Source organism: Pseudogulbenkiania sp. NH8B (assembly GCF_000283535.1).
In the GTDB taxonomy this organism is placed as follows: Bacteria; Pseudomonadota; Gammaproteobacteria; order Burkholderiales; family Chromobacteriaceae; genus Pseudogulbenkiania; species Pseudogulbenkiania ferrooxidans.
In genome coordinates, this window is sequence record NC_016002.1 from 1,751,379 (window position 1) to 1,761,900 (window position 10,522).

Genomic DNA, 10,522 nt, shown 5'->3' on the forward strand with positions numbered 1-10,522 from the left:
GGCTTGTAATGCCAGGTCAAAGTGACTTGCCAACTATCTCCCGCAGCAAACTTTAAATTTTTTCCCTGAACCACATGGGCATCGATCGTTACGTCCGATTTTCTCGCTTTTTCTGGCGAATGGAATGACCGTTGATTTAGGGGTGGCAAATAACATTCCAGGGATGAAGAGCTGACCGGCAAGCTCTATTTTTTTATCTTCACTGAGATCGCGGGCTTCTCGAAATTTGTACAAATTGTCGAGAAATTTTCTATTTTGCTCTTGACGGTTTTTGACAGGATGGCCCATGGAATCAAAGTAGCTCAATACGATTATCGCGCTTTCCATGATCGAATCGCTTGCTGCATTCCTAGCAAAGCCATTCCTAATTTGACTCACTAGGGGCGGGGATTGCTTCCAACATTGTTGGGCAAGCTCACTTTTCCCTCCTTCTCGTTCATAGCACTTTTGAAGCAAGTTGGCTGCTTTTATCAGATCTTCATAATCCGCCCCCTTGGCTATATAGACTTGAGCAAGTTCATAGAGGACCTCATTGCCCAGTTGCCCAGATTTCAAGCAGCCCAAGTAAAGCGATTCTGCATCATCGCTTCCCTTTCCTTCAACACGCCCTTCCGCGATAAATTTAGCCAGGGTGAACATTGCAGTGGGAAAACCCTGTTCAGCTGCTTTGGTCAGCCAATTCAATGCAGTGATTTCATCCTTATCAACCCCGATCCCATTTAAATAGTGAACAAACAGATTGTATTGCCCCTCCGGATAGCCGGCCTCTGCGGCTCGGCGCGTGTAGTCAAATGCGGCTTGCGGGTTTGCCGGTCCACCCATTCCTTTATCGTACATCGCCCCGAGATTGATCAAAGCTGTCGGGTGGTCCTCCATCGCAGCCAACTCAAAATGGTTGCGGGCTTCCACTGGGTCAACGTCAAACAATTTAGATCCGAACATGTAGCAGCAACCAATGAAGGCATGAGCATCGGCATTGCCAAGCCTGCTGGCCCTGCAAATAAGATTCTCACCTATCGCTATTTTGTCTTCGCCTTCAAAGCCGTTGGCAAGAGCGGCACCGTATTCAAACATTGAAGGGGCATGCTCCTCATTGGCCGATGCCAATCTGAACCAGAAGACAGCCTGTTCCCGAAAAGACTGAATATCAAAGTTATGAAAACTAATATCCCCTGACTCAAGAGCCTTCTGGGATTCCAGTTTCAACCCATCTACTTTGTCTTTAAATATCTTTCCTGCCATGTACCTTGCTTCGGGGTCGGCCCCAATCATGGCTTGATAGCAAATCTCTTTTAATCCATCACTAACTTGGGCCGAAATATCGTAATGTGGCACGGGGGACCCAGGGTGGCACAATTGATAGGTAACATGAAGCAACTCCCTAGTGATGTTCATTGACTGTTCACAAAGAGCTGTAAAGCCCTGCTTGGTCAGGTAGAATTTTTCTGGATGGGCCCCTGTGTTTCCATTCTTCCGTAGCTGATGTAACTTTGACATGGTTTCTGAATTGATCAGTTGTTCTTTGAACAGCCGATAAATTTTCTGATCAAGGTCGCCCCCATCTGACGAACTAAGACCCCCTTTCTCAGCGATCAGCTCACAGACTAGATGGCACAAGCCTCTCAAACGTCCCAAGGAATAATCAGGGAGCTCCGAGCTGTTTTCCTTTGCAGATTTGTAAAGCTCTCCGATCCTAGGCGAGATGAAAAGCGCAAAATCGATATCATTCATGAAAAATGCTCGTGTTGTGTCCCGCTAGCTTAGACTGACTAAAGTAACGTCTATTGTCAGTTTACGTGCCAATTTGTAAGAGTCTTGGCCGCAGTTGAGTAACCCAAGAGACCTTGGCTTATTCATGGTTGCATCACTATGGATTCAAGTGGCACTTTGGTGCATCTGCTGTGACGGAACATAAATCAACCAAGTTCTGAAGTCAGAATGATGACGCGAGGCCACTGAGGTCCTAACCACAAAAACTGCCGCTGCAACGCGTTCATCATGCCACTAGGGTCGATGTATGCCAATACCATTACGAGCCGTGCCTGAGCCGATTTAACGGCCTTTTAACGCCATCACCGTAGCCCGCCGTCACTCCACCTCGCGGCTTACCGAACCCTTTCCCCCGTTTTGCCCGAACTCGACCCGCTCACAATGCGGGCCATGAACACGACCCCACTCCACCGAGCCATCAACGCCTTGTTCTCATCAGGGCGGGCCATCAACGCGCTGACCATCGATTTGCCCGCCGAGGTGCCGGAATGGGTCGAGCTGATTCCGGCCGGGCGATTTACCGGCCGGGATGGTCGCGGCCCCTGGTTCAGCGACATCCCGCTCATCCTGCAGGCGTTCATTTCGGACCAGGCCACCGGCATCGAGCCGGTGGTGGATTACGACCATCAGTCCTGCGTGGTGCTGCAGACCGGCCAAAAGGCCGAGGCCGCCGGCTGGATCAAGCAACTGGAAGAGCGGAGCGGGGCGATCTGGGGGCGGGTCGAGTGGCTGGCCGAGGCCGCCCAGGACATTGCCGGCCGTCGCTACCGCTACCTGTCACCCGTGTTCGACTACGACGCTACCGGCCGGATCGTGAAGCTGGTCTCGGTGGGGCTGACCAACGTACCCAACCTGTTTTTACGTGCGCTCAACTCAATGGAGGAACCTGGCGTGGAACTGCTGAAACAACTGAATGAATTGCTGGGGCTGGAGGCCGGTGCTGACGCAGCGGCGGCTCTGGCGGCCACCAAAGAGCTGCAAGGCAAGGCGACGGCGACGCAGACCGCGCTGAACAGTCTGCGCAAGGCAACGGGCGCAGCCGAGTCGGCCGACCTGCAGACCGTGGCCAACAGCGTGCTGACCCAGTTTGTGCCGCGCTCCGAGTACGAGCGCGTGGCCAATGCGCTGTCCACCCAGCAGCAGCAAAGCAAGGAAGCCGAGATCGACCAGGTAGTCGATCAAGCTATCGCTGACGGCAAGGTGGCGCCGGCCAACCGGGGCTATTTCCGTGCCCAGGCCAGCGCCGACCTGGCCGCCTTCAAGCAATTCGTGGCGGGCGCCCCGGTTATTGCCGCGCCGGCCAATACCCAGCGTGCCGCCAACACCCTGCAGGAACGCCAGGACACCAACCCGCTGATCGCCAACGCCAAGGCCCGTGCGGCCGCCAAGTAAAGGAATCCTGAATGCCTACCGTGATGGAACAACTGCTACCCGGTATCGCCCTGGTGGAAGACCCGCGCCTGTCGCGGGAGCTGGTCGACGTGGGGCCGGCCGCGTTGGCGGCCGGCACTCTGGTCGGTGTCGCCGCCCTCGATGACGAGCTGGCGGTGCCCTGGATCGATCCGGCTGCCGCGCCGCCGGCCATCCTGCTCGGCATCGTGCCGCGAGACATCCCGGCCGCCGAGGCCGGCGTGACCTCGCGCCCGGTCGAGATCGTCGCTGGGGCGGCCCTGGTGGCCCTGGACGAGCTGCTGGTCTTGGCCTCCGCCCAAGCCACGACTGCCGCCATCTACCGCAAGGTCGTGCGAGAGCTGTCGCAACGCGGCATCCGCCTCACCGAACGCTCGTAACGCACCCCATATAAGGATAAGGAAACACCACCATGCCGCAAAATATCGCCGACATCCTGAAAAACCCCGCGTTTGGCGTGGCCAGCCTGACCGAAGCGATCAAGCTGCTGCCCAACGTCTACAGCAAGGTGGGCAAGAGCGGGATTTTCAAACGCTCCGGGATCAACACTCGCACCGTGGCGCTGGAATACGCCAACGGCCGCATCCACCTGCTGGCCACCAAGGAGCTGGGCTCGGCGGGCAGCCGTACCAAGGCGAACCCTCGTGCCGTGCGCTACTTCGGCGTGCCGCATATCCCGCACGACGACACCATCTTGGCGGCCACCCTGCTGGGGAGCCGTGCGTTCGGGTCGACCGATCCGGTGGCCGACGTGGCCTCGGTGGTCAACGATCACCTGCAGGAGATGAAGACCCGCCACGACGTCACCCAGGAATGGATGATGCTGGGCGCAGTGAAGGGGCAGATTCTCGATGGCGAGGGAGAACTGCTGTACGACCTGTACAAGGAATTCGGCATCACCAAGAAGGTGATCAAGTTCAAGCTGTCCGACGGCACATTCAACGTCAAGAAGGCCTGCATGGAAGTGTGCCGCCACGTGGAGAAGAACCTGCTGGGCGATACCACCAACGGCATCAAGGTTTGGGTCGGGGCGGACTTCTTCGACGCGTTGACCAGCCACCCGAACGTCGAGAAGGCGTTCCAGGGCTGGGCCGCCGCCCAGGAGAACATCGGCGGGGATACCCGCAGCGGCTTCAAGTTCGGCGGGCTCATCTTCGAGGAATACAACGGCGAGGTGCCGGATGCCAAAGGCGCGACCCGGACGCTGGTCGAGGCCAACCGGGGCCATGTCGTACCGCTGGGCACCATGAACACCTTCCGCCTCTACGACGCCCCAGGGGACTTCCTGGAAGCAGTCGGTACCAACGGCGAGCCGTACTACGCCAAGATCAAAAACACCGACTTTGACCGGGGTGTGGACCTCCACACCCAATCCAACCCGCTACCGCTGTGCAACCGCCCGGGTGTGCTGGCAGAACTGCAGCTGGAGTAAGGGTAGGGAGAAGTAAGTAAGAGAGACAGCGACCAGCCGGGTGCTGCGAACACCCGGCCGGCCAGCTGACCCGCAGAGTATGCCTGCAAGCCAACCCGAGGCTGTCACTTTCTGCGCAGAAAGCGCCGACAGTTTAGCGGGATTATTAGCACTTGCAGAGACATGACGAACAAATTGGATGACATCCGCTGCGGCCACTGCGCCCGCAAACTGGCCGAAGGCCGCTACATCGAACTTAGCATTAAGTGCCCGCGCTGCGGGACGATCAATCACCTCCGGGCCGCGAGCCCATCACCAGCACGCCCGCGAGCGTCCGAAAGCAAGGATGCTCATGCATGGCCAACAAACCACAACACAACCCACGGTCGGTAGCCTCTTCGCCGGAATCGGCGGATTCGACATCGGCTTCGAGAACGCCGGATTCCGTACCGTCTGGCAAGTCGAAATCAACCCCGTCTGCAGGGCTGTCCTCGCCGACCGTTTCCCGCACGCCAGGCAATTCGACGATGTGCGAAGCATCGGCGCCCACAACCTTGCCCCCGTTGCTGTCCTCGTCGGCGGCTTTCCCTGCCAGGATTTGTCCACCATGGGGAAACAGCGCGGATTGGCAGGGGAAAGGTCCGGACTGTTCTACGAGGTCTGCCGGATTGCCCGTGAAATTCAGCCTCGCTGGCTGGTCCTTGAAAACGTCACGGGGCTGCTCTCTTGCAACCATGGCGAAGACTTCCAGGCAGTCATTTCAACGCTTGCCGAATGCGGGTATGTGGGATATTGGCGGGTGCTTAATGCTCAATACTTCGGAGTTCCCACGAGGCGCCGTAGGGTTTTCATTATTGCCGGCCTTCATGAACATCCCCCCATTGAGTTGCTGGCTGACGCCGAATCAATGGACGCTGTTCATGAACCGACGGGCGCGGAACAAAACAGGCGAGCTTTTCCTACATTGCTTGCCGGATCGGCTGCCAGCCAAATCGATATCAGTGGTTCCGGCCTCATCGTTCAAGCCAACGGATGGGATTCGATGGTTGAGCGGGCCCGAGCGTCTACGGATCATGGGCTTTGCCTCGGACTGGATGAGACCAACTTTGCAGAAGCTCGGGCTGCCGGTAACGCCGTTGTGCCGCAAGTCGTGGAGTGGGTAGCCAAGAGTTTGGCTAAGACGTTCTAGGGCACTTTCCCATTGCCCTAGCTGTACAACAGGGACTGCAGAAGATGAATTGAGGGGGATTCATACTCGTCGGCAGAGAGGTTTGGACGTCTCTGCCGAGTTTCCTGTTGAAGGTTTATATCTGACGATTGACGAATGGGGCAGTCGGTGAAGTACGTAGCGCGATAGAAATTAAAAGGTGCCACATATCAGCAGGTCTTCTCAGTAAAATCTATGGAACTACTTCCACCATGCCTTTTGGTTGTCAACATAAATAGTGCACTGTGGGATTCGAATCGTTTTGCTGGAGAAAGCCTTTTTGACCTCCCACCGGAAGTCCGTTGCCAAATTCACCAAAACACCAGGCGAAGGCGTTTTGTATCTTTTAGATGTTTTGTAGTAACCTCCTGATGTATTTTCGCTTCCACCAGGTTCGTACCAAGTGCGCTGCTCGACATAAAGCTTGTAATCACCAAAATGTATTGGCTGCAATATTAAGCCTTCCACCCAGTAGTAGACACGGCCAAAGTAGGTGGCATGACACCATTTCTCCCACGCTTTGGGGCTATACATATTCGAAGAAAGATTTTCGTTTCTTAGTCCAATCCAAATAACGGCTACTCCCAAGCGATGGTAGTTTTCTGTTCGCGTTGTTATATCCGAAACACTTAGATTGCTTCGTTGAATCTCTATGGCAACAGGGATGGAGTTGATGCAGGCGAACACATCCGCAACTGAAACTCCAAAGTCTTTTTCAAGCTCAAGGCCTGTGATATTGGCTGAGTTGGCAAGGGCGTGAAAAACATCTAGCTTACAACGCATGTGAGCTTCAGTCTCACCCTTGCCGCGATGGCATGTTATGGGAGGCTTGTGCTTGAAATGGTGGGTCTTAATGTTTCCTTTATTTAGGACGACCTGTTTCTTGCATGTTGGACAAAAAAATGGAGCTTCGATTTTTTGTGCGACAGATGCAATAACCTTGCTTTCGTCGCTTTGGCGGATTGCTGTCAGCATTTTGACTCCAGATTTCTATTGATTAGACTCAGCTGGTACAGAATTCTGCCCTTCAGGATTGGAGTTTAGGCTTTTGACTTCGTGCCGAAGCTTTTCAAGCTGCAGGCGAGCCGTCTCATCTTGGATTGGCTGTATTTCGCGATGCCATTTAACAAATCCATAAAACATGGAAATAACACCAAATCCGGCGACAAACCCAAGCACCGCCATAAAGAATTTCTTGTCAGATAGAGCTAGCTCAACCTTCTTTTCAATTACCTTTTGTTTGGTCGCTTCGATAGCTGTTGGTTTTGTAGTGGATTTTAATGTCTCATACTCAATTGTGGACGCAAAAATCAATTCATTAGTTGATCTGGTAATGTAGAGCGAAGAGCCCAAGCAGAATATAAAAATCAGCAGTCCAAATAGTGCGTAGAATTTGTAAATGCTATCGGTTGGGAGTGGGATTTTGTTTTCCATGGAGGCGCAATCCGTGATTGAGATGTGTCGCTATTGAGGTGAGTGTTAAATTTCTCCCAACCTGACAGCTTAGGGTGCGTTTTCACCGTGCCACTCACTGAGGGTTTGTGAGGCGAGCTCGGCAATATTCGCTGTACTTATGCCGTGCCTCTTGACGAACGCCTCTACTTGTTTGGCCACCTCTTTGAGTAAGAGGCGAGCTTCTTCCGCAATGATGTCCAAGCGCTCAATCAGTATCTGGCATGCGTGATCGTTGTGAATTGCAGCGCGGCTGCTGGCTCGGGAACTATGGACTAACCAGTTTCTCTCTGAGAGAAGAGCTTGGAACCGGTCTTCGACCTCCTGTGGTAGCTGCTTAGCTTTTACTAATTGATTAATCGTTGAGCCAAAGGTCTTGCTTTTCGCCTTGTCAACTAGTTCTTGACCCGCCGCGATACCCATACCAGCCTTTGCGTGAACTACAAGTACGAAGTACTGGGCAGAAGTAGCTTCTAGCTCCTGAAGCTGCCAGAGAGCAAACCCTACTCGGTGAGTGATGGCAAACAGCCGATCAGACTGGAGTTGGTGGTCGTGTAGCATGGTTATATGTTCTAATTTAAAATTTTCTGGCCGCTGGAGGCCGAAGAATAGGGAAGAACCTGCAGGGGAGATTGTTGGCAGTCCGGTTGATCACAGTATTAAGCAAAAGTACTGGCCGGTATGGAAATTTGATCGACGCTATAGCCCAACTTGGTGGCAAGAGTGCTCACGTCAATTCGGTCCCAATGAGGTGAGCCAGTTTCGTTTTCAGATACAAGCAGGTAATCAACTTTGTCAGGTGACAATCCAGTTCCTGCGGGCCAGTGTTCAAGCCACACAACATCCGGTTTTTCTTGCCTCAACAGATCAAGTATCGATTTCTCATTTTTCAATGCTCCAGATACCTGACGAAGAAGGAACACGACAACCGCAACCGTAAGCTTCTTTGCCTTCTCAATAGTAGTTGCAAATTCATCCAAGGTATCCGCAAGGAATTTTCTCTTTTTCTCGACAGATTTGTTTGACAGATATTGATATACCTGGTCTCGAATGATCTCGTATGCGTTCTGAACGGATGTGCCATGATTGTCTGGTGTCTGAGAGCAGACGATCACGACGGGCCTCCCCGACTCCGCAACGATACGAATGTGACACTTTGATCGAATCCCGCAGAATCCTGGGAATTCGTAAAAAAAATCCTCTTGCATGAGAACACCCCCCTTATACAGCCCAGCCAAGTCTAGTCTTGCATTGCATTGTTGAGTATTCATAAATCATATACAAAATGCATTACCCTCTGCCAGAGGTGTCGTACATTGAAGTGTTCACCTCTGGTTGCCTACAGTCCTCCTTACCGAACCCCTTCCTCCCTCTCCCTGTCTGACCCCGCCCACACAATGCGGGCATGACTAGCCCGACGCCCTACATCACCCCCCAGGATCTGGAGGACCGCTTCGGCCCGGACTTCCTGCTGTCGGCCACCGACCCGCGCAATAGCGGTGAGGTGGACCAGGCAGCGGTATCCCGCGCCATTGCCGACGCTACCGACCTGATCAACAGCTACCTGGGCAAGCGCTACGTGCTGCCGCTGGCGGTGGTGCCGGGCACGGTGGTCCGCATCGCGGCCGATCTGGCCCGTTACTTCCTCCTCGCCGACAACCCCGGCGAGGAAATCACCAAGCGTTACAACGACGGGCTGCGCTGGTTGCGCGACGCGGCGGACGGCAAGGTCTCGACCGGCCTGCCGGAAGTGCAGGTCCCCGCCAGTTCCAACGGCAAGGTCATCGTGTCCGGCTCGCCGCGCCTGTTCAGCCGTAAAACGCTGAGGGGGTACTGATGGAGCGTCCCAATCACCTGGCGTTTGGCGGTCTGCTGGTGAGCCGTCTGCGGGCCGAGCTGACCGACATCCGCAACATCGGCCAGCGCGGCGAGCTGGACGAGGTCATCAGTGGCAGCGGCCAGGGCTTGCCGGCCATCGCCGTGATCTACCGGGGCGACCTGGTCCGCAGCGGCAGCGAGCAGGCGGCCGGCGGCACCCGCATCGTGCAGCAGTGGCTGGTGGTGGTGGCGGTCAAGGTGGCCGGCGCTCCCGACAGGGCACTGCTGGACGCCGGCGACCTGCTCGGCCGCGTCCGGGGCGCGGTGCTGGACTGGTTTCCGGGGCATGAGCCCTACGGGGCCATCGAGGCCGCGACGCCGCCCCAAGCGCTGTATCTCAACGGCTGCGGGTTCTTCCCGCTGGCCTTCAATGTCGATTTCTACGCCTGACCAACCCAAGGAGAACGTCATGGCCGATCCAACGCCCGTCCGCGTGAAGCTACTGAAGGCCCACCGCCACGCTGGCGCGGACCACCAGGAGGGGGCAGTGCTCACCATGTCCCCGGCCACGGCAACGTGGCTCAAGAACAACCGCATCGCCGTCGACGCCGACACGGCCACCGAGGCTGCCACCGTCGTCACCGTTAAACCCAAGGAGGCTCACGCATGAGTTTCGCGCCATTCCAGGCCAGCACCGAGAAGCACACCATCGCGGTGAACGGCCAGTTCCTGTGGGCGGACTACGCCGCCCGCAAGTTCACGTCGTTCGCCATGGTGGAGTCGGCTGACATCTCGATCAGCGAGGAGTCCGAGGAGCTGCCCGACTCGTACACCGGGGACGGCAACTACGACAAGATCACCCGCGTGAAGGCGGTGGTGATCGACTTCGCGGTCAAAACCTTCTCTCCGGAGGTGATGGCCGAGATGAGCCAGGGCACCGCCTCGGTGCGCGCCGCCGCCACGGTGTCGGACGAGCTGCATACCGCCTACAAGGGCAGCGTGGTGCTGATCGAGCAGCCCGGCGCCGACACCTACCAGCTGACCGACGAGGCCGGCACCAAGACCTACGTCCCCGGGGTCGATTTCTTCCCGACCGCCGCCGGCCCGATCCCCCTGACCACCGGCGCCATCGCCGACGGCAGCAAGGTCAAGGTCAGCTACCAGGCGGGCGAGGCCAACGTCGTCGAGTGGCTGACCGGCCAGCGCAAAGAGAAGGCGCTGCTGTTCCACGGCATCAACCGCGCCAACGGCAAGCAGGTTGTGGTCGAGGTGTTCCGGGGCAAGTTCGGCTTCGTCGACAAGTACGCGCTGCTCGGCAAGTCGTTCCGGTCCGGCGGGCTCAAGTTCGAGTGCCTGGCCGATCCGCTGCAGCAGGGCGCGGGCCGTTCCCAGTGGATCAGGGAAACCTACCTCAAGTAAACCATGGGCACGGGACACCGTGCCCCGCCGGAGCC

Annotated in this window: 14 protein-coding genes; 9 read left to right on the top strand and 5 right to left on the bottom strand. The window is 56.1% G+C overall.

Features of this window, described 5'->3' with window-relative positions; genetic code table 11:
• Nucleotides 1-33: 33 nt before the first annotated feature.
• Nucleotides 34-1,731 (bottom strand): tetratricopeptide repeat protein, encoded by a 1,698-nt coding sequence (locus NH8B_RS08125; RefSeq protein WP_014086849.1) that lies wholly within the window; start codon nt 1,729-1,731, stop codon nt 34-36.
• A gap of 429 nt (nt 1,732-2,160) precedes the next feature.
• Here NH8B_RS08125 and NH8B_RS08130 point away from each other — a divergent pair, with 429 nt between their 5' ends.
• The 5 genes from NH8B_RS08130 to NH8B_RS08145 all read left to right on the top strand — a co-directional run bounded on the left by NH8B_RS08130 (nt 2,161) and on the right by NH8B_RS08145 (nt 5,780).
• A complete protein-coding gene (locus NH8B_RS08130) occupies nt 2,161-3,162 on the top strand; it encodes a phage protease (RefSeq protein ID WP_158453616.1) in 1,002 nt (333 codons plus the stop codon).
• A gap of 11 nt (nt 3,163-3,173) precedes the next feature.
• Nucleotides 3,174-3,560, top strand: coding sequence for a hypothetical protein (locus tag NH8B_RS08135; RefSeq protein WP_014086851.1), 387 nt, complete (start codon nt 3,174-3,176; stop codon nt 3,558-3,560).
• A 32-nt stretch (nt 3,561-3,592) separates the two neighbouring features.
• Nucleotides 3,593-4,612: a major capsid protein gene (locus tag NH8B_RS08140; protein ID WP_014086852.1), complete on the top strand. Its 1,020-nt coding sequence runs from the start codon at nt 3,593-3,595 to the stop codon at nt 4,610-4,612.
• Nucleotides 4,613-4,774: 162 nt separating this feature from the next.
• A complete protein-coding gene (locus tag NH8B_RS20400; RefSeq protein WP_083844247.1) occupies nt 4,775-4,984 on the top strand; it encodes a Com family DNA-binding transcriptional regulator in 210 nt (69 codons plus the stop codon).
• Nucleotides 4,944-5,780 (top strand): DNA cytosine methyltransferase, encoded by an 837-nt coding sequence (locus tag NH8B_RS08145; protein WP_014086853.1) that lies wholly within the window; start codon nt 4,944-4,946, stop codon nt 5,778-5,780. The genes NH8B_RS20400 and NH8B_RS08145 overlap by 41 nt, the downstream gene beginning before the upstream one ends.
• 219 nt (nt 5,781-5,999) lie before the next feature.
• On the opposite strand, the gene NH8B_RS20405 is transcribed toward NH8B_RS08145, so the two are convergent.
• The 4 genes from NH8B_RS20405 to NH8B_RS20415 form a co-directional block, all read right to left on the bottom strand.
• Nucleotides 6,000-6,773, bottom strand: a complete 774-nt coding sequence (locus NH8B_RS20405) for a competence protein CoiA (protein WP_014086854.1) — start codon at nt 6,771-6,773, stop codon at nt 6,000-6,002.
• A 15-nt stretch (nt 6,774-6,788) separates the two neighbouring features.
• Complete coding sequence (locus tag NH8B_RS20410) at nt 6,789-7,232, bottom strand: hypothetical protein (RefSeq protein WP_014086855.1); 444 nt, start codon at nt 7,230-7,232, stop codon at nt 6,789-6,791.
• A 69-nt stretch (nt 7,233-7,301) separates the two neighbouring features.
• On the bottom strand, nt 7,302-7,811 hold the full coding sequence (locus NH8B_RS08150) for a hypothetical protein (protein ID WP_014086856.1): 510 nt from the start codon (nt 7,809-7,811) through the stop codon (nt 7,302-7,304).
• Nucleotides 7,812-7,909: 98 nt separating this feature from the next.
• Entirely contained in the window at nt 7,910-8,458 is a 549-nt protein-coding gene (locus NH8B_RS20415; protein ID WP_148282950.1) for a hypothetical protein, read from the bottom strand.
• 197 nt (nt 8,459-8,655) lie between these two features.
• On the opposite strand from NH8B_RS20415, the gene NH8B_RS08155 reads away from it, so the two are divergent.
• Genes NH8B_RS08155 through NH8B_RS08170 form a run of 4 tightly spaced genes read left to right on the top strand, consistent with a single transcriptional unit; the run spans nt 8,656 to nt 10,487 of the window.
• Entirely contained in the window at nt 8,656-9,087 is a 432-nt protein-coding gene (locus NH8B_RS08155; protein ID WP_014086858.1) for a gp436 family protein, read from the top strand.
• A complete protein-coding gene (locus NH8B_RS08160; protein WP_014086859.1) occupies nt 9,087-9,518 on the top strand; it encodes a phage tail terminator protein in 432 nt (143 codons plus the stop codon). Before NH8B_RS08155 ends, NH8B_RS08160 begins: the two co-directional genes overlap by 1 nt.
• A gap of 19 nt (nt 9,519-9,537) precedes the next feature.
• Nucleotides 9,538-9,738: a DUF7210 family protein gene (locus NH8B_RS08165; protein WP_014086860.1), complete on the top strand. Its 201-nt coding sequence runs from the start codon at nt 9,538-9,540 to the stop codon at nt 9,736-9,738.
• Nucleotides 9,735-10,487 (top strand): phage tail tube protein, encoded by a 753-nt coding sequence (locus NH8B_RS08170; protein ID WP_014086861.1) that lies wholly within the window; start codon nt 9,735-9,737, stop codon nt 10,485-10,487. Before NH8B_RS08165 ends, NH8B_RS08170 begins: the two co-directional genes overlap by 4 nt.
• The last annotated feature ends 35 nt before the right edge of the window (nt 10,488-10,522 follow it).

Coding starts and splice junctions, on each gene's coding strand:
- NH8B_RS08125 (WP_014086849.1), bottom strand. CDS start 1,731: ATGAATGATATCGATTTTGCGCTTTTCATCTCGCCTAGGATCGGAGAG.
- NH8B_RS08130 (WP_158453616.1), top strand. CDS start 2,161: ATGAACACGACCCCACTCCACCGAGCCATCAACGCCTTGTTCTCATCA.
- NH8B_RS08135 (WP_014086851.1), top strand. CDS start 3,174: ATGCCTACCGTGATGGAACAACTGCTACCCGGTATCGCCCTGGTGGAA.
- NH8B_RS08140 (WP_014086852.1), top strand. CDS start 3,593: ATGCCGCAAAATATCGCCGACATCCTGAAAAACCCCGCGTTTGGCGTG.
- NH8B_RS20400 (WP_083844247.1), top strand. CDS start 4,775: ATGACGAACAAATTGGATGACATCCGCTGCGGCCACTGCGCCCGCAAA.
- NH8B_RS08145 (WP_014086853.1), top strand. CDS start 4,944: ATGCATGGCCAACAAACCACAACACAACCCACGGTCGGTAGCCTCTTC.
- NH8B_RS20405 (WP_014086854.1), bottom strand. CDS start 6,773: ATGCTGACAGCAATCCGCCAAAGCGACGAAAGCAAGGTTATTGCATCT.
- NH8B_RS20410 (WP_014086855.1), bottom strand. CDS start 7,232: ATGGAAAACAAAATCCCACTCCCAACCGATAGCATTTACAAATTCTAC.
- NH8B_RS08150 (WP_014086856.1), bottom strand. CDS start 7,811: ATGCTACACGACCACCAACTCCAGTCTGATCGGCTGTTTGCCATCACT.
- NH8B_RS20415 (WP_148282950.1), bottom strand. CDS start 8,458: ATGCAAGAGGATTTTTTTTACGAATTCCCAGGATTCTGCGGGATTCGA.
- NH8B_RS08155 (WP_014086858.1), top strand. CDS start 8,656: ATGACTAGCCCGACGCCCTACATCACCCCCCAGGATCTGGAGGACCGC.
- NH8B_RS08160 (WP_014086859.1), top strand. CDS start 9,087: ATGGAGCGTCCCAATCACCTGGCGTTTGGCGGTCTGCTGGTGAGCCGT.
- NH8B_RS08165 (WP_014086860.1), top strand. CDS start 9,538: ATGGCCGATCCAACGCCCGTCCGCGTGAAGCTACTGAAGGCCCACCGC.
- NH8B_RS08170 (WP_014086861.1), top strand. CDS start 9,735: ATGAGTTTCGCGCCATTCCAGGCCAGCACCGAGAAGCACACCATCGCG.